Here is a 17,647-nt window from a genome sequence, read left to right as displayed (position 1 = left end):
GCACCGCGGACCTGGTCCGCGAGCAGCGTGCCGTCACCTTGGCCGAGGCCCACGCCCGACATCCGGAGCGGTTCGCCCGGCGGCCGACCCCGCCCGCGATACCCGCCCAGGTCTGGATCAACGAACCGAAGCCGGAGACAGAAGGCACACTACAGACTTCATAGCATTAAACCGTCTCATTTGACTTGACAAGTTCCGAGAACTGCGCCCCGATGAATCGGGCGTCGCCGAAGAACTGTGCCTCGATAAACAGGGCGCGGCCGAGGCGGGGTTTACCGGTGGACGGGTCGTGGAGAGCGCTGAGGAGGGCCTCCAGCAGATCTTGAGTGAAGGGGGTGCCGCTGTGGTCTACGTCGGCGCCGGGGGCGAGGCCGGTCAGGTACGCGGTGCGGTCGGTGTCGGTGAGGTGGGCCAGGCACACGGTATGGCCGCGGACGTGAACGTCGCGGCAGCCGACCGGGTCGCTGGCCGGGTCCGCGCCGTGCCCGCAGGGCTGCCAGGAAAGCGAGAATGTGCTCATGATGCGGTGGCTCCCCGGGGTTTCGGGTGCCGGTATGGACGCTCTGGGTGCCGGTCTGGTTCAGGCACGCCGTGACCGCAGCGAACGGCTCCCGCTCCCGAAGTTCGACGAACTGCCGTAGATGCCCGCACGGTGGCGGCCGACTGAGGCGTCGATCCGCCTGTACCCGCCGTGCTCCTGACGGCTCGTGGGCCGGCCCGGCGACTGTGAGTGCTCGAGGTGGTTTATGCGGGGGTGCGTTTGGTTCGGCGTAGCAGGGTGAGGGCGGTGACGGCGGCGAGGGTCATCCAGGTTTTGCCGAGGATCTGTCCTGGGAGGTAGTCGAGGGAGTCGAAGGCGAGTTGGAGGAACAGGAGGCTGTCGGCGAGCAGGCCGACAGCGTTCGAGGCAAGCATTGCGAGGAGCAGTCCGCGTTGCCGCAGCGGCTCGTAGACGGCGAAGTCCATGGTTTCGGCTACGGCGAAGGCGATCGCGGAGGCGGTTGCGAGGTTTGGGTCGGCCAGGAGGTAGGACAGGAGGGTGCCGATGGCTATGGCGGTGAGGACGGCACCGCGTCCTGCGGCTTCTCGTGCGAGGTCGCGCAGTACGAGGGCGAGGCCGACCATGTACACCCCGGCGGGGGCGGTGTAGCCGAGGCCTACTGGGACGACGCCGAAGTGGGTGACAGCGAGGTTGGCGGCCGGGATGGTCGCGATGTAAGCGAGGAGAGTGAGGATTCCAGCGCGGGCGGGGACGTTCACGATCTGCTTTCTGTGGTGATCGAGGCATAGCGCGCCCTGTTTGACGACGGACGGGCGCGGAGACAAACCTCGGGCAGTTCACCACATGGCACTGACATCGACGCTGATACTCGGGTTTCGGCGGTCGTGGCTCGGGCACTGACTGACGCCCTGCTGGGCTGTCTTCTGACTGTTCTGTCCGGCCACCGGGACCTGAACCGCCCTGGGTTCGGTAGAGACCTCAGATTGTGGTTGTGACCTGGGGTTTTGTGAGTTCCGTGTAGTAGTTGGTGTCGCACAAGCCGGGGCTGGCTCGGTGCCCCGGTTAGCCGTTGCCGAATCCGGGTCACCGTGGTGGCAGTGGAGAGCAAGATCCCCTGCCCGCAAGGGTCCGGACAAGGGGGCGCCGAACGCGCAGGGCTGCTTCGAGCGTGCGAAGCCCTGGAGCAGCGGCGGGGCGCTGAGTGGCACTGCGTGTCCATGTGCCGCCGTGACGGTGCGCGGGCGACGGACACCTCTCGTGCGGTACTGGCGCGCCCGGCGCCTTCAGCGGTGAGTCCGCGTTGGGGTGTCAGCAGGTGTGGTGGAGGGTAGCGATGGCGTCGTGGCTGTGGATGCTTTCGAGGTTTTTCGCGGTGACGGTATGGGTGAGTGCTTTGTTGCGGCAGGTGAGGCTGATGTCGCGGATGATGTCTTCGACGAAGACGGGGTGGTCGTAGGCCTGCATGGTGACGATGCGTTCGTCGGGCCGTTTGATCAGCGGGATGACGGGGGCGGAGCCGGTGGCGCGCAGCAGGTCGACGATCTCGTGGACGGGCAGGGGATAGGGGGCGTCCGCGGTCCCGGTGATCTCCAGGGTGATCTCGCTGCGCTGGTTGTGGGCGCCGTAGTCGGAGATGGCCTTCGAGCAGGGGCACAGGCTGGTGACATGCGTGGTCACCGCAGTGGCGACCGTGCAGTCGGAGGTGGTGATGCGGCCAGTGACGGTGACGTCGTGGGTCTGCCAGGACTCTTGCCGGCTGGCGGGAGCGGTTACCGAGGTGGCGATAGGCAGCGACAGGGTCAGGGTGAGAGCCGGGGCGTCGAGAAGGGTGAGGCCTCGTTTGAGGGCGAGGGGCAATTCCTGCGGGGTGAGCGTGGCGACTTCCTCGTGCACGAGGGCGATCATGCGGCTCATGTGGGTGCCGCGCCGGTCGGCTTGCAGGCCGACGGTCACGCTGATGTCGGCGATGCCCTGCTGCCGGGTGTGGCCGTCGTCGAAGGTGAGGGGATAGCGCAGGCCGCTGATGCCCACTTCGTCGATGGCGATGCCTCGGCGGTCGGGTTCGTTTTGGATGTCGTGCATGCTCACGCGCCTCGGTAGGTGCAGCCGGAGGTGCAGGTTTCCCGCACGGTGATCGCGGACAGTGCGGGAAGCTCGTCGATCAGCCGGTCCCAGATCCAGCGGGCCAGGTTCTCGCTGGTGGGATTGTCCAGACCTTCGATGTCGTTCAGGTAATAGTGGTCGAGTTGCGCGTCGATGGGCTTGAAGGCGCGTTTGATGTCGCCGAAGTCCATGACCCAGCCCAGTTCTGCGTCGACGGGGGCTTCGACGTGCACGATCACCTTGTAGGAGTGGCCATGCAGGCGCGCGCATTTGTGGCCCTCCGGCACGCGGGGCAGTCGGTGTGCCGCTTCGAAGGTGAATTCGCGAAAGATTTCCATTACTGAATTCCCAGATACTTGTGCGTCTGGAGGGAGAGTGTCCAGCGCGGATTCTTCATGCAGTACTCGACGGCGGCACGGGTGTGGGCTTCGCGGTGGGCGTCGTCCAGTGGTTGCAGCCGGAAGTGGTGGAAGTCCAGGTCTTCGAACTGGGCGGGGTCGCCTCCGGCCTGCGGGTAGACCAACTTCAGTTCGTCGCCGTGGGTGAGGACCAGGGTGGAGCCGATCTTGGGGCTGACGCACAGCCAGTCGATCCCGCGGGGAGCCGGGCGGGTGCCGTTGGTCTCCACCGCGACTTCGAAGCCTCGCTCGTGCAGCGCGTCGACGGCTTCCTCATCCAACTGCAGCAGGGGCTCTCCGCCGGTGCACACCACGAACCGGTGGGCCGGGTCGGTGCTGGGCCAGGCGGCCTCGACGGCTGCTGCCAGATCCTGCGGGGTGCGGAAGCGGCCGCCACCTTCACCGTCGGTGCCGACGAAGTCGGTGTCGCAGAACTGGCAGACGGCACGGGCACGGTCCCGTTCCCGGCCTGTCCACAGGTTGCAGCGGGAGAAACGGCAGAACACCGCCGGGCGCCCTGCGTGGCTGCCCTCGCCCTGCAGAGTGTAGAAGATTTCCTTGATCAGGTAGGTCATGCTCAGGCGCTCTGGTATTGGACGGGGTCCTTCACGCCGGCTTCGGCGAAGCCCTTCAGGCGCAGCAGGCAGGTGTCGCACCGGCCGCAGGCCCGGCCCTGCTCGTCGGGGTCGTAGCAGGAGGAGGTGAGTGAGTAGTCCACGCCCAGGCGCAGGCCCTCGCGGACGATGTCGGCTTTGGACAGCGCGATCAAGGGGGAGTGCAGGGTCATCTTGGAGGTTCCTTCCACCCCAGCCCGGGTGGCCAGGTTGGCCATGGTGGCGAAGGCCTCCATGTACTCGGGGCGGCAGTCGGGGTAGCCGCTGTAGTCCACGGCCGTGACCCCGGTGAAGATGTCGCTCGCGCCGACGGTCTCGGCGAAGGCGAGCGCGAAAGACAGGAAGATCGTGTTGCGGGCCGGCACATACGTGATCGGCACCCCGCCCTCCTCGACATCCTCCAGCTTTTCGTGCTTGGGCACCTCGATGTCCGACGTCAGGGCCGAGCCGCCGAAGACGCGAAGATCGATGTCGGCAATGACGTGCCGGGCCACACCCTGGACCTGCGCCACACGCTGTGCCGCCTCCAACTCGATGCTGTGCCGCTGGCCGTAGCGGAAGCTGAGCGCGTAGGGAGTGAAGCCCTGGTCCTTGGCGATGGCCAGCACCGTGGTCGAGTCCAGGCCGCCGCTCAGCAACACGATCGCGGGACGGTCCATGCTGTCACTCCCTTATCTGCAGTCCAGTTTCCTCAGCCGAGGCAGATGCAGCCTACCCCCCTAACTAGCGGCTACAGTAACCACAACAACACGCGAGTTATGGAAGCCAGGGGTCGAGTCGCAGTGAACGAGTTGCCCATCGTGGTCACGTGCACGGACCGAAAGACCTCACCGCCCCCCGCGACCCTGCAGGCGCGCACCCTGCCCACCGGCGACCTGCCGCAGCGAGCCGCAGAATGGGCACGCCGCCTGCAAACAGCCGATAGCCGACCGACGACACTGCAGAACCTCTACCAAGGGGATCAGTGGCGGCGAGCCCTCGCTCTCACCGACGCGGCAACCCGTGCGGGTTTCGTTCCTCGCCTGTATGCAGCCTCGGCCGGCCTGGGCCTGCGGCCAGTCTCCAGCCTTGCACCGTCCTATGCCGCGACTTTCCTGCCACGACATGCAGATTCCGTGGCTTCCTCCAGCCCTGAGGCATCCTTGTGGTGGGAACACCTGCAGCAGTTGGACGGCACCGGCGATCTGCCCCAGATCGCGACCGCCGCCGGACGAGCCCTGGTGGTGGTATCGGAGACCTACGCCCACGCCATGCAGCGCGACTTGCACCGCCTCGCCGCGACCGGCGCCGAAACGGTGCTGATCGGGGGAGCCTGCGAGGTAGAAGGGATACTGCGGGTGCCGGCCAACGCCGCCCTGCGCCAAGCCCTCGGCGGAACCCTCACCAGCCTGAACACCCGCACGGCAGCCTCCTGGCTCGAGCACTGCACACCGGGCCGCCTCATCAGCCCCCAGGGGCAGGCGCGTTGGGGCGCCTGGGCCGCGCAGGTTGCCCGGCCCGAACGCTACGCCCGCACCCCCGTATCCGATGAGACGGTGATCGCCTTCATCACAGAGATGAAGAACCTCCACCCCGGCTCCTCCCGTACCCGTCTGCTGCGTCTGTTCAGAGACAAGGGGATGGCCTGCGAACAGAAACGCTTCGCAGACCTGTACACGTCAACGATTGGCCGCTGATGACTTCCACTGTGCTCAAGCGCCGGGCCCTGCGAATCGAGCAGCACCCCACGATCCCTTTGTACGTGTTCACCTTGGCGGCCGAAGAGGTGTACCAGGTCGCCGACGTCGCGCGGATCTCTCGGGACGAAGCCGGCAGGCTCATCGGCTACCAGCGCCCCGAGAAGAAACAGCACGTCAAGCAGATCCTGGAATACCTCGACGGCGACGAAGTCCTCTTCCCCAACGGACTGATCCTCGCCCTGCCCTCCGACGTGCGCTTCAAGTCCAGCCCCGGCCCCAGCAGTAGCGACGGCCTGTGCACCTCCGGCACCCTGGAGATCCCGCTGCCGGATTCCCCCGACGCCCCCCGGCCGGCCTGGATCGTCGACGGCCAGCAGCGCAGCCTCGCCCTAGCTCGCACGCGTAACACCCGCCTGGCCGTGACCATCGCTGGCTTCGTCGCCGAAGACCTCGAGACCCAGCGAGACCAGTTCCTGCGCGTGAACACCGTCTCCCCGCTGCCGACCAACCTCGTCACCGAACTGCTCCCCGAAGTCGGCACGGTCCTGCCCACCAAACTCTCCGCCCGCAAACTCCCCTCGGTCCTGGTCGAAGCCCTCAACCACGACAAAGACTCGCCCTTTCGCGGACTGGTGCGCCGCCCCTCCACCTCCGTCGAGCAAAAAACGGAGGCCGTCGTCACCGACAACAGCCTCACCACCGCCATCCAGGAATCCCTCAACTCCCCATCCGGCGCCTTCTTCCCCTACAAAAACCTTTCCAACGGCACCGTCGACACCGCCACCATCCGGCAGATCCTCGTCATTTACTGGAGCGCCGTCCGCGACACCTTCCCCGAAGCATGGGGCCTGCCCGCGACCCGCAGTCGGCTGATGCACGGAGTGGGTATCCGCTCCATGGGGCGCCTCATGGACCGCGTGATGATGGCCATTCCTCCCGCCTCCCCCCACGCACTCGAGCAGGCGCGCGCCGAACTCGCCCTGATCGCACCGCACTGCCGCTGGACTGAAGGGCGCTGGCCGGACCTGAACATCCCCTGGAACGAACTCCAGAACAATCCGCGCCACATCTCAACCCTCTCGAACTACCTCCTCCGTATCTATGTGCAGGAAAAGGCAAAAGCCGCGTGAAATTCTATTTCCCTGACAGCCAGGACCTGGTGAGCCCCACCTACGACTTCGTCAACGACGAGTACTCGCCCTACCGAGTCCGCCAACGCGACGACGTCTACGCTCACCAGGCCGTGACGCCGATCCCCTACGACGGGATCCTCGTCAGCAAGGCGGTCGTCGACGGATCCGTGAAGGGAGCGGGAAAGTACTCCTCCCCGCAGCGCGAGCGCTTCTACCGCCTGGGCGTCAGGAACTTCTTCCGCCTCCCCGAACCCTGCTCCACCATCGGCGACTGCGGCGCCTTCAACTACATCGACGAAGAGCGCCCGCCCTACGAAGTGGACGAAGTCCTCGACTTCTACGGCCGCTGCGGATTCGACGCTGGCATCAGCATCGACCACATCATCTTCGGATACATTCCCGAAGACTCCGATGCACAACCCGAAGACGCCTGGATCACCCGACAGCAGATCTCCCTGGAACTCGCCGAAGAATTCATCGCCGCAGCACAAAAATCAGGCACGCACTTCGAACCGGTCGGCGCTGCACAGGGTTGGGGCCCGCAAAGCTACGCGCACAGCGTGAAGCAGTTGCAGAAAATGGGATACCGGCGCATCGCCCTGGGTGGCATGGTCCCCCTCAAATCACACGAAATCCTTTCCTGTCTGCGTGCGATCGATGACATCCGCTCCCCGGAAACACAACTGCATCTCCTCGGCATCAACCGAGTCGACAGCATGGAGCAGTTCGCCCGCCACGGCGTGACCAGTTTCGACAGCACCTCCGCCTTCCGCCAGGCCTTCATGGACGACCGCAACAACTACCACACGGCCACCGACTCCTACACGGCCATCAGAGTCCCCCAAGTTGACGGAAACCCCGCCCTCAAACGGCTCATCCTCTCCGGAAACGTGTCGCAGGCCGAAGCCATCATCGCCGAACGGGCATGCCTGCGTGCCCTGCGAGAATTCGATGCCAAGGAAACCTCCGTAGAGGACGTCCTGACCGTTCTTGCGGCTTACGAATCCCTCGTGCTTGGGCCGAAAAAGAAGAGCTATCTGGAACTCTATAAGCGCACCCTGAATGACGCGCCCTGGCGCACCTGCCCCTGCGCACTGTGCAAGAAACACGGCATCGAGATCGTGATATTCCGGGGGAGTGAGCGCAATAAGCGCCGCGGATTCCATAATCTGACCGTACTCGAAGCGAAAATGCGAAGACTCACCTTCGGGTAAAATGCTTCCTTCTGCTTTTTTTTGGACCATGTCAGGAGATGCGATGGCCGACCGCTACGAACTCAGGCTCCCTGCACTTGAAGTGCGCCAGGGCGACAGAAAAATCTACTGCTTCGCTGTCGACGGAAAAAAGATTCACAGCTTCGCCGCCGTCTCCCGCGTCCGGCGCGACGACGACAGCGTCCTGCAGGGCTACCAGCGGCCCGAGGTCCTCAGCCACATCCGCGGCATCCGCCGCTACCTTGAGTCCGACAACGCCATGCTCCCCAACGCCCTGGTCCTGGCCTTCGACGACTCCGTTAGGTTCGAGACCGCAGCCCGCCGAAGCGCCGGCGTCGACTACTCCGTCCCCGGCGAACTGGTCATCTCCGTCGACGAATCCCTTCCGGATGAGGAAAAGCCCGCCCTGATCGTGGACGGCCAGCAGCGCAGCGCCGCCATCCGTGACGCGGACCTGGCCGAGTTCCCCGTCGCCGCTGTCGGTTTCATCGCCGACAACAGCGAAGACCAGCGCTCCCAGTTCATCCTGGTCAACTCCACCAAGCCGCTACCCAAAGGTCTCATCCACGAACTGCTGCCGGAAACCAGCGGCCACCTCCCGCCCGCCTACGCCCGCAAACGCCTGCCGGCGCAGCTGATGACCCGTCTCAACACCGACGGCCAGGGCCCCTTTTACGGCCGCATCGCCTCTCCCACCTCGCCGCACGGCAACATCAAGGACACCAGCCTGCTGCGCATGCTGGAGCACAGCCTCTTCGAAGGGGCCCTCTACCAGTACCGCAACCCCGAAGACGGCTCCGGCGACGTCGAGCGCATGCTCGAGCACCTGCGCTCCTACTGGACCATCGTCAAGGACACCTTCAGCGACGCCTGGAAACTCCCGCCCCGCCAGTCCCGCCTCACCCACGGCGTCGGCATCCAGGCCATGGGCTTCGTCATGGACACCCTCACCGACGGCATGGCAGCCGAAGACGTCGACTGCGACACCGTCCGCAATGCCGTCCTCGGCCTGATGCCCATCACCGCCTGGACCTCGGGCATGTGGCGCTTCTCCGACGGCGAGCAGCGCCGCTGGAACGGCCTGCAGAACACCCCCAACGACATCCGCCTGCTCACCGACCTGCTGGTACGCGCCGTGCGGGGCTGACCGGCTGGCCGTGTTCACCGCGCCCTCTCGGGCACGGTGAACAGCAGATCCACTTCCCGCGTTTGCGGCCGTCTTCGGTCACCGCCTGTAAGGCGGCCGTCTCGTTCGGGTAGTCGTCGCGTACCTCGGCGACCATGGGAACCGCGCGACGGCGGAGCTCAAGCGGGTAGCGGTAAGGTCGTGCCATGACTCGATCCTGAATGGAAGTTTCAGGATCTTGGAGGCATACGGAACCGCCCGGGCGGTGGATAGTCGTTTGGCGGGGGTGGACGACAGAGCTGGTGCTCAGGGTGCAGGGGTGAGGGTGATGTGGCGCCCGAGGGCAGTCAGATAGCGGACCAGGTCGCGGGTTCGCCGTGGCTGGATCGATCAGGTGCTGGTCTTGATCTGGAACGAGTTCGCCGTACTCACTGCCAGGGCCGTTGATTAGGCGCCAGATGATGACCAGAAGCGGGCGACGGCGACCAGAGCTTGGCGGTGTCATAGCCTCGAAGTAACAGTGCAGGTGAGAAGGGTTGCTCGTGGCAGTGCGGAGACCGTTGACGCTCAAGGAGCGTGAGGAGATCGCGGTCGGCCGCGCCCGGGACGAAGGGGTGCGGGAGATTGCGCGGCGGATCGGCCGGGACCCGTCGGTGGTCAGCCGGGAGATACGCCGAACAGTTCGCGGCGCGGTTACCGGGCCTCGACCGCGGACCGTCGGGCCGCACAGCGACGTCGGCGCCCTCAACGGCAGGTGCTGAACACCGACTTGGTTCTGCGGGAGCGCGTTCTGGCGGACCTGCGGTACGGGCGGACACCGAACCAGATCGCGGGGCGTTTGAAACTCGAGTCCGCAGACGCGAGTGTGGCCCTCATGGAAGGCTCACTCCCGGCCGGCGGGGAAACGATCTCGCACGAGGCCGTCTACACGTGGATCTACGCGCTGCCCAAGGGCGAGCTCGCCCGCCTGGGCGTGATGCTGCCCAGCCGCCGCACCGCCCGCGGCCCCCGCAGCAGGCCCGATGCCTCCAAGGGCGCCCGGATCACCGGCATGCGCTCGATCCACGACCGTCCCGCCGAAGCCCTCGGCCGACAGGTCCCCGGCCACTGGGAGGGCGACCTCATCATCGGGAAGAACGGCGCCTCCGCCGCGGCGACCCTCGTCGACCGCTCGACCCGCTTCTGCGTCATCCTCGCTCTGCCCGCGGGCAGGAACGCCGACAGCCTGTCGACCGTGCTCACCGAACAGGTCCTGGGAATGCCCGAGTTGGTCCGCAAGTCGCTGACCTGGGACCAGGGAACGGAGATGGGCCGTCACGCGGCGCTCACCCTGGCCACCGGCCTGGACGTGTACTTCGCCGACCCGCACAGCCCCTGGCAGCGGCCGACCAACGAGAACACGAACGGCATCGTCCGCCGCTACCTCCCCAAGGGCACCGAGATCACCGACCACCAGCCCTACCTCACAGCCATCGCCGAGGAGATCAACAACCAGCCCCGCCGCTGCCTCGGCTACCTCACCCCACAGGAAGCCTTCCAGCGAGCCCTGACCGAAGATGTTGCTTCAACGAATTGACACCGCCCTTTCTTGTGACCACACGGCGCTTGATTCTGCGATAGCGAGCGCCGAGGAAGGTGTTGGTGCGGGAGGCAGCTATGGCTGCGTCGCCGAGAGCGGGCCTTGAGCCAGGGGCTTCCCTCGTCGGTGCGGCCGGAGCCCTGCTCGGCGTCGGACTGGATGGTGCGCGGGCATCGGGAATGGCATCCAGCCGCTCTACCAGATTCGGACCTGGCCGGGCGCCACCGCCACCACCGTTGTCCGGACTGTCTGAGCCGAGGCCGGGCAGGCTTGTGCCGGGACCGTCGGTCGCGGCACAAGGTGTATCACCGCAGTTGGGGAGATAGTTCCTGCTGCTTGGCGGCATGCTCATACAAGGCGGTGATGGCCGCGTGAGTCACGGAGGCCGAGCCGGCTCCTCGGGGGTAGACGATCTCCTTGGCGTACTGACCGATGCAGTTGGTGGCCGCATGAGCGGCGCACTGCGTGATTACCACACTGAAATCCGAGTTTCGGGCTGTCTCCTTCAGATGCTTCGACGCGACCTTTTCTGTTGAGAGCACCACCTTAACAAGGGGGAACTGCCGGGTGATTCGGTCTTGGACACGCTGCAGCACGCCCTCGTCCAGACCGTAGACCAGGATCTGCGCGGCTCCGACAACCGGCTCGGTCTCATCGTTCTCCGAGGGAGCCCGCTCAGGCCATTCCAGCCCGAGCCCAAGCTCATTGCTGATCGACCGTGCCGTGGACAGGTACGCCTCATCGAGACGTCGCATATGGACATGCAACGGACCGAATAGGAGTTGGGCTGTCTGCACGCGGGCTGCGGGTGCTGGTGCGGCCCATGCCACCAGGCGGTCGACAAAGTCGAGGGCCTGCCCGGCGGTCTCGGGCGCGACCCATTCGTCGAATCGCACACTCAACTGTTCCAGGAACTCTTCGTACTCCGCAGCCTTTGGGGCGGAGCGTAGGAACAGTTCCAGGAGAAGGTCCAGGACTGCGAGGTTCGCTGGGTCGCAGCGCTGGTTGACAATGCTCCGCATGATCGTGGTCAGCGTCTGTCGGAAGGTGAGGTCTGAGCGAGTGAGTTCCTGCAGGAACGGCCCGAGCGCGTACTGCCATACGACTTCATACTCGGTGTCGGTGAGGTCGGCAAATACGTCTGCAATTTCCCCGTCGGACACCGCATCCAGTTGTACCGGGGTGTCGCCTCGGCGGACGTCCATCCTGCGGCAAAGCGCGAAGGCGGCCTTGTCGCCCTGGGCGACAGCCTTGACTATTTCTGCCCACGTGTTGAGTGATGTCTTGGTTGACACGTCTTCGGGCTCGGGCTCCGCTGTAGTTGCAAAGTCCGGCTCAGCGGATTTCGTTTCCACGGTGCCCGCTGGAACGGCCCGGCGACGGTAGGACGCGAGTGCGTCAGGCACGTGGTCCCCACGGCCTTCGGTATCGAGCAGAGCGATGCTGCGGGAGAGTTCCTCCCCATCACCTCGTCCGTGCATACCAACGAGCAGCACGCTGACTGCCTGCTCGCTGAGTGCCAGTAGGTCTCCGTCTGCCAGCAACGAGAAATGGCTGTCGGGCGCCTTCAGTGCGTCTACGGCACCAGCCAGTTCCCCTTCAGCAAGCGCAGGTTCGATGTAGGCCGTGAAGAGAGCCGACAGCACCATGTCCTTCACCGGAACAGGCGGGTCCTGAAGCAGCACTTCTCGGAGCCCTCGCAGTGCCAGGACCTTGTTCGCCCTTCCCTGTGCGGCCAGAAGCCTGATCTCCAAGTGTTTGACGTTGGCCGGCGAGAGACCGCCTTGGCGATCGATCTGCTGAAGGAGCGTCTCTGCAGCCTGTGGTGCACCGCTGAGGAGGGCCGCTTCGAAGTCTGCCAGAAGACGCCCCAAGGGCTTGGGTGCAGACCAGGCCCGCTCGGGGCTCCGCTCCACCACTTTCACCATGCGTTCCAGCGCAGTCCTCAGGCGCTTCCTCTCTTCCGTGTCGGTGGTCGCCTGGACGACGAACGTGCTTCCCGTTCCATAGCGTTCGAGGATCGGAGCCTCATTCGGCCTGTCGAGCGCAACAGGCACGTCGTAGCCGTACTTCGCAAGAGAGGGTCCGACAAATGCCACCAGAAGGTCGCGAACAGAGGTGAGTTGCTCACGCTGGCGAGGAATCACGTAGTACGCCATGCGCTGGGTCTGCTCATTCAGCCAGGGCAGCACCATGGGCGATCTACGGTGGTTGACGGCCGCATTCCTCAGCAGCGTGATGCCGCGGGGGTACTTACCAGCGTCGTTGCGGTCTGGATGAAGGAAGTGGTCCACGAACTCCTGTGTACCGGCGCTCTGTTCCGCTACTTCTGCCTTAGACGCCACGTGCCGTCCATTCATGCTGGTAGTCCACTACTGCCTGTGCCGCAGCTGGTTCGTCCAACGTATAGCTGATCTGCTCCTTGTTCCGGGCAAGGCCGTTGCGCGTGAAGTTCATGGAGCCGTCGAACATCCAGCCCGGGCCGACCAGGCTCTTCTCGTGAATGTCTTGGTCCAGGAACACCTCTAGATCCGTACGCCCGACACGGCCCAGAGCCAGACGCTCCAGGAAGATCGCGTTTGCAGGAACGTCCTGTGTCACCACGCGAACGGCGGTGCCGCTCTTTGCCAGCATCAGCAACAGGTCGGACAGTCGGCACTGCAGCGGAGGGTCTTCGCCCAAGAGGTAGTCGAAGGAGCCGTCAGCGTTGTCGACCAGGTCCACATCGCTGACCCATGCAGACACCAGCCAGACCTCGCCGCCCGGCGCCGACAGTTGAGCCAACAGCGCCGTTCGAATCAGCGAGTCCGCACGCAGGGCGCTGCGCGCATTCGTGCGGAGTGTGCGACGAAGGACAGTCACTGCTCAGACTCCTTGATGACGGCCTTGACGACGGCCTCGCGGCTGTCCCTATGTACCTGTGTCACCTCGCCGAACAGCTTCAGGTCCCCACGGTCCACGCGCAGAACAGGGATAGTCAGCATTACATCGCGGAGCAGATCGGGCCGATCCAGAGGAGCGACCACTTCGACTGCAGGATGCGAGGAGAGCAACTGGGCATAACTGCTCTGCCAATCCGACGATGTGGCATCGAGGCGCGGCCACGCTTCCGTGTGCACCGCGGCTGCCAGAAGCCGATCCAAGATCTGCGGGTTGTCCACCGCACGGTATGGCTGGTAGGAGTCCAGATGGTAGTTCCGTGCCTGGTCACCTCGAGGCCAGAGCATGCTGAAGGCCTGGTCTGGGCTGATCTTGCGAGGCAACTGCACCTTGCCCGCGCCAACGGCGTAGGCGATGACCCTTGAGTCGACCTCAATCCGGGTTGCGACTTCCAACTGATCCCAAGCCTTCACGAGGGCAAGGGCAGTCGCATCGGTCAAGCTGTCGGAGCCGCGCCGAAGCAGGCGCATCGCGAGGGACGCAACATCACCATGCCGAGGCGCACCGTCCAGGTCGGTCCAGGCGGACCTTATGCGGTTCAGCGCATCCTGACTGTTCTGAGCCGAAACCGCACCGCGCATCTCGCTCATCGCCTGAGCCAGCTCACCGTTCGGTTCGGCCTCCACCACATGACGGAGCAGACTCGTAAGCCGCGCATCGGTCTGCTCGAAGCTGTTGGGACGAAGAGCCGTGCTCACCAGGCTCCAGAAGCGGGCAGGATCACGCCCGTAAGTCTCCGCCAACTTCTCCACCACGCCGAGCCCACCCTCGGACGTCTCGCTGATCCAGATCTGATCTGTTACAGAGCCAGCACCCGGCACCACGTCGAGCGTCAAGTCCTGGTCCCGGGCGTCGGGACAGGCTCGTGTCACTGCCTCCAGGATCGCAGCGGCCAAGGTGTCCAGATAGGCGCGACGGGCGAGGGCAGCCGTGCGGTCATGGAGCTTCTGACCGAACAGCAGCGAACCAGCGTCGTCGAGCACGGTGATGACATTGGGGTCTTGGCTGAGTGCCTGCAGATCGCCGATGACGCGGTCGGCAGGACTGCCGGTGCCCGTAGGTGAGGCAGACGGATCCTGCCTGTACAGCAGCGGAATGACCTTCGTGATGCTGCCCCGCCAGGCGCCCTGTGACAGCTCCGCGTGAATCGCCTCGGGCTTGTTGCCCTCAAGTCCCTCGAGCGCGAACGCGGAGAGATACACCAAGGACAACCACCCACGCTGGAACGAACTGGTCACCTCAGCGATTCGCTTGTCCTCCATGACGCTGTTCGTGAACGCCTTCGAACGCCACTCGGGAGAGTTCAAATGCTCCACTACGCCAGGCCGAGACGGATCCAGCGGTTTGACCTGAATCCGGACAGCGTCGACGGATGAGAAGAAGCCCATGGCTGCTCTCTTTCCCTCGTGGACGTAGCTGACCGCCACCTTGTGTCGCTTCCCCGGCTTACCCTTTATCACTTCGGCCACTGCACCGTAGGTCATCCGACGCACCTCGGTAGGGTTACCTGAAGCGTGAGTGGCGAACCCGACGGAGAGCACCCGATCCCGCCACTCGGGAACCTTGGGCACGTCCGCGGCAACCGGCGGCCCCGCAGGGTTGTTCACGAACTGAGTTGCCCACAAGGGAACGCCCTGAGAGGAGGTCGCGATCTCCTTGTCCGGCTGAGCAAGCTTGATCCGTCGCGGGCGAGTGACCTCGACGCTCTCCACATCCGCGCGGCCGGTATCCCAACGGCCCTGCTGCTCCGCCGCGTCGAGAATGTTACTCAGATCGATCACGGTGTCACGGACCTCGGTGGGAACCTCCAGCCACGTGCGGTGGCGATCATCGCGGTACCCGAACCGGCGGCTGACGCGGCCAGGCACCGCTTCACGCAGTGCGCGGCCTACAGGCAGTTTGTCCTCATCGTCGTCGGAAGTGGAGAAGGGGAGCGCAAAGCTCACTTCCGGAAGATTCAGTGGAGCGAAGAGCGAGGTCGTGACGAACTCGGGCAGAAAGGCCCACCGGTCCGTGCCAGGATCCTTGTGTATGGGCGATGCGCCAGCGTAGAGACGCCGCAAGAGCGTGGGGGCGACTGCCAACAAGAGAGACCGAGGCTGCTCCCACAGCAGTGCCTGCACTTCGTCGGCGCTGAGGCCCAGTGCGCCTCGCAGATGGCTAGCCAGAAAGTGCAGGAGGGTGTCGTCCCCGTCGAGGAGCTTCTCCAGATCCTTGGTGATCGCTTGCCGAGCCTCAGGCAACTGCGGTCCCACATAGTCTGGTTGGGTGTTACCCGCCAGCAACGTTCGGGCGCTGACCCACAGGCGCCGGTTACGGAGTCGGCTGCCGAGCCAATCGACGAACGCTTGAGCGCCTTGGACCTTGATGATGTGACGGTTGTGCACAGGCAAGGTGCGAGGCGTTACCTCGGGAGCGAAGAGGGACTCATACCCCTGGTAGGCCAGCCGGTCCCGCCCGAAATCGGAAAGAGCAACGATCGTCAGCGGGCGCGTGCCCCTCTCCCGTCCGGCCCGGCCCCGGCGCTGCAGGAAGGAAGCCGGGTCTCGAGGCGCCTTGTGCTGGACGACCAGCCCGACGTCGGGATCGTTGAAGCCGACCTCGAGAGAGGCCGTCGCGACGACAAGATCGGCGTCCGCATCGACGCCCGCATCCTGGGAGGAGGTCCGGCCGATCCTCAGAGGTCGCTGGTTCAGGTCGGGACTGAGGTTGTGTCCGATCTGCTCCGGAAGGTTCCAGGACTGCCCCACGAGGTAACGCTCTTCTTCCGCAGGAAGGTCCATGGAACGCAGGGCCGCCAGGACTGCGGAACCCTGCTTTCTGCGGTTCTTCCCGTACTGCCCTCCCTCTGCGTCTCGCAGGTCGTCATACAGGCGGTTGGTGACGTCTAGGTCGTCTGTGAAGAGGAATGCCTTGGTGCCGTGAAGGGTCGTCCCTACAGGCCGATTCCTGTCGAGCAGGCGCCCGTGGAGCATCGCCGTTTGGATTGTCGTGGACAGCAGGCTCGTACCCGACAAGGGGTCGCCGCGCAGTGCGAGGTGATACTCGCGGCCTTCCGCCTCCATGTCCCCGCTGTGCGGCTCGATAAGGGTGACGCTTTCCGCAGGCAGCCCGACAAGTTCCGCCATGAAGCGGTCGGCCTGACGCAGGGTGGCGCTGAGCCCGACGAAGGTGACCGGACCACGGCGTGCGTGACGCCAGCGCCGGAGCAGCAGGGCTGTTTGGGCACCCGTGGTATTGGAGTACGTGTGCACCTCGTCGAGCAGGACGACGCGGGGACCGTCCCCCGTCCAGCCGAGGGTCCTGCTCAACTTTGACCCAGTGCTGTTGCGGTTGAGCATCTCCGTCGTGGTGAAGAGCAGCTTGGGCGGAACCCTGTTGATCGACTCTCGGGTAAGAGCCATGACACCGTCAGGTATCTCTTGATTGCACACCAAGCACCGCAGTGCCTCGGAGCCTCGGGCTCTGTCCCCTTCTGACCAGAGCATGGCGCCGCCATCCCCGGTTGGACAGGTCAGATAGGGACAGACGCGGGCCCCTCCCTGTACTGCCCATTCATAGGTTCCCTGGGTGACGTCGTCGACACTGGGCGGTGTACGCCCGTAGAGCACGCCAATTCGCGGACTGGGCAGGCCCCGCCCCCGGAGTTCGAGTGCGTTCTTGATCGCATCGCGCAACTGGTCGCGCAGTAGTTCGATGCGCGGATAGAGCGCGAGGGTATGCACCCTCGTGCGCCTGTGATTAGCCATCGCGGCGAATGCTGGAAGGTAGAAAGCGAGGGTCTTTCCGCTGCCGGTGCCGGCACCGACAACAACGCCACGCGAATCCCCATGGGCCAAGGAGTTGGTGACTGCCTTGGTGGCGTCGACCTGGAAACGCGAGAGCGAGTACGAACCGATCAGCACGCCGGCGACCTTTGAGTGATTCTCAGTCCACCCCGATGTTACCTCCATCTCGGAGATCGCCTCGGCAGCCGAGATGTCACGCGTCGGATAGCGGCGCTCGGAGACGTGCAAGCGGTAGTCGGCGACCAGGGGCTTACCTCTCTCCCACCAGTCAGACTGCAGTTGAGTACCAGGCCAAGGGCCGAAGATCTGCCGCAGGGAGGCAGTCAGTCGAACCCCCTCTGCGAACCTTGTCCGGTATCGCCCGGCGACACCGAAGGGGACGTAGAATAGAAGCTGCTGGCTAAGTAGCACCTTCTTCAACTGGTCGGCGTCAGAGAACAGTGATGCCGTGTCCTCGTCTTTCTCGATGACCGACCAGAGAGCGTCTGCCACCTCTTCTTCGGAGAGCATGCCGTCTGTGACGCCCCAGGAGAGGAGAGGCAACTCCCGGTCCTCCAGGGCAGTAAGCGCC

Annotated in this window: 14 protein-coding genes and 1 pseudogene; 6 read left to right on the top strand and 9 right to left on the bottom strand. The window is 64.8% G+C overall.

What is annotated here, in order from left to right:
- Positions 1–166: 166 nt before the first annotated feature.
- The 6 genes from AOK11_RS22625 to queC all read right to left on the bottom strand — a co-directional run bounded on the left by AOK11_RS22625 (position 167) and on the right by queC (position 4,276).
- Positions 167–520, bottom strand: coding sequence for a hypothetical protein (locus AOK11_RS22625; RefSeq protein WP_055595563.1), 354 nt, complete (start codon positions 518–520; stop codon positions 167–169).
- Positions 521–744: 224 nt separating this feature from the next.
- Positions 745–1,260: a VUT family protein gene (locus AOK11_RS22620; RefSeq protein WP_055595562.1), complete on the bottom strand. Its 516-nt coding sequence runs from the start codon at positions 1,258–1,260 to the stop codon at positions 745–747.
- A 550-nt stretch (positions 1,261–1,810) separates the two neighbouring features.
- Positions 1,811–2,584, bottom strand: coding sequence for a GTP cyclohydrolase I FolE2 (locus AOK11_RS22615; protein ID WP_055595561.1), 774 nt, complete (start codon positions 2,582–2,584; stop codon positions 1,811–1,813).
- A gap of 2 nt (positions 2,585–2,586) precedes the next feature.
- Positions 2,587–2,943 carry a 6-carboxytetrahydropterin synthase QueD gene (queD, locus tag AOK11_RS22610; protein WP_055595560.1) on the bottom strand — a complete coding sequence of 119 codons (357 nt, stop codon included), beginning with the start codon at positions 2,941–2,943 and terminating at the stop codon, positions 2,587–2,589.
- Positions 2,943–3,578 (bottom strand): 7-carboxy-7-deazaguanine synthase, encoded by a 636-nt coding sequence (queE, locus tag AOK11_RS22605; RefSeq protein ID WP_055595559.1) that lies wholly within the window; start codon positions 3,576–3,578, stop codon positions 2,943–2,945. Before queE ends, queD begins: the two co-directional genes overlap by 1 nt.
- Before the next feature lie 2 nt (positions 3,579–3,580).
- Entirely contained in the window at positions 3,581–4,276 is a 696-nt protein-coding gene (queC, locus tag AOK11_RS22600; protein ID WP_055595558.1) for a 7-cyano-7-deazaguanine synthase QueC, read from the bottom strand.
- Positions 4,277–4,399: 123 nt separating this feature from the next.
- On the opposite strand from queC, the gene AOK11_RS22595 reads away from it, so the two are divergent.
- The 6 genes and pseudogenes from AOK11_RS22595 to AOK11_RS22575 form a co-directional block, all read left to right on the top strand.
- Positions 4,400–5,293, top strand: a complete 894-nt coding sequence (locus AOK11_RS22595; RefSeq protein WP_055595557.1) for a cysteine hydrolase family protein — start codon at positions 4,400–4,402, stop codon at positions 5,291–5,293.
- 11 nt (positions 5,294–5,304) lie between these two features.
- Positions 5,305–6,426 carry a DGQHR domain-containing protein DpdB gene (gene dbpB / locus AOK11_RS22590; RefSeq protein ID WP_240497448.1) on the top strand — a complete coding sequence of 374 codons (1,122 nt, stop codon included), beginning with the start codon at positions 5,305–5,307 and terminating at the stop codon, positions 6,424–6,426.
- Positions 6,423–7,643 carry a tRNA-guanine transglycosylase DpdA gene (gene dpdA / locus AOK11_RS22585; RefSeq protein ID WP_055595555.1) on the top strand — a complete coding sequence of 407 codons (1,221 nt, stop codon included), beginning with the start codon at positions 6,423–6,425 and terminating at the stop codon, positions 7,641–7,643. The genes dbpB (AOK11_RS22590) and dpdA overlap by 4 nt, the downstream gene beginning before the upstream one ends.
- Before the next feature lie 43 nt (positions 7,644–7,686).
- The gene (dbpB, locus tag AOK11_RS22580; RefSeq protein ID WP_055595554.1) at positions 7,687–8,790 is read left to right on the top strand and encodes a DGQHR domain-containing protein DpdB; all 1,104 of its coding nucleotides are present in this window, start codon (positions 7,687–7,689) and stop codon (positions 8,788–8,790) included.
- Between the two features lie 521 nt (positions 8,791–9,311).
- Complete coding sequence (locus AOK11_RS46815; RefSeq protein WP_206188899.1) at positions 9,312–9,530, top strand: helix-turn-helix domain-containing protein; 219 nt, start codon at positions 9,312–9,314, stop codon at positions 9,528–9,530.
- A pseudogene (locus tag AOK11_RS22575) lies at positions 9,461–10,345 on the top strand (IS30 family transposase); the annotation flags it as partial. The gene AOK11_RS46815 and the pseudogene AOK11_RS22575, both read left to right, overlap by 70 nt.
- A 308-nt stretch (positions 10,346–10,653) precedes the next feature.
- Here the strand turns inward: AOK11_RS22575 and dpdD are convergent.
- The 3 genes from dpdD to dpdJ are packed head-to-tail and all read right to left on the bottom strand — an operon-like array spanning position 10,654 to position 17,586.
- Positions 10,654–12,642: a protein DpdD gene (gene dpdD / locus AOK11_RS22570; protein WP_157869429.1), complete on the bottom strand. Its 1,989-nt coding sequence runs from the start codon at positions 12,640–12,642 to the stop codon at positions 10,654–10,656.
- A 40-nt stretch (positions 12,643–12,682) separates the two neighbouring features.
- On the bottom strand, positions 12,683–13,210 hold the full coding sequence (gene dpdK, locus AOK11_RS22565) for a phospholipase D-like domain-containing protein DpdK (RefSeq protein WP_055595552.1): 528 nt from the start codon (positions 13,208–13,210) through the stop codon (positions 12,683–12,685).
- Positions 13,207–17,586 (bottom strand): protein DpdJ, encoded by a 4,380-nt coding sequence (gene dpdJ, locus AOK11_RS22560; protein WP_240497447.1) that lies wholly within the window; start codon positions 17,584–17,586, stop codon positions 13,207–13,209. Before dpdJ ends, dpdK begins: the two co-directional genes overlap by 4 nt.
- Between the last annotated feature and the right edge of the window lie 61 nt (positions 17,587–17,647).

The organism is Streptomyces hirsutus (assembly GCF_001418415.1).
GTDB classification, from domain to species: Bacteria; Actinomycetota; Actinomycetes; order Streptomycetales; family Streptomycetaceae; genus Streptomyces; species Streptomyces hirsutus.
Note: the sequence above shows the minus strand (reverse complement) of the source record. Positions and strands in the feature narration are given on the sequence as shown.

Coding starts and splice junctions, on each gene's coding strand:
- dbpB (WP_055595554.1), top strand. CDS start 7,687: ATGGCCGACCGCTACGAACTCAGGCTCCCTGCACTTGAAGTGCGCCAG.
- dpdJ (WP_240497447.1), bottom strand. CDS start 17,586: ATGCTCTCCGAAGAAGAGGTGGCAGACGCTCTCTGGTCGGTCATCGAG.
- queC (WP_055595558.1), bottom strand. CDS start 4,276: ATGGACCGTCCCGCGATCGTGTTGCTGAGCGGCGGCCTGGACTCGACC.
- queE (WP_055595559.1), bottom strand. CDS start 3,578: ATGACCTACCTGATCAAGGAAATCTTCTACACTCTGCAGGGCGAGGGC.
- queD (WP_055595560.1), bottom strand. CDS start 2,943: ATGGAAATCTTTCGCGAATTCACCTTCGAAGCGGCACACCGACTGCCC.
- AOK11_RS22615 (WP_055595561.1), bottom strand. CDS start 2,584: ATGCACGACATCCAAAACGAACCCGACCGCCGAGGCATCGCCATCGAC.
- AOK11_RS22625 (WP_055595563.1), bottom strand. CDS start 520: ATGAGCACATTCTCGCTTTCCTGGCAGCCCTGCGGGCACGGCGCGGAC.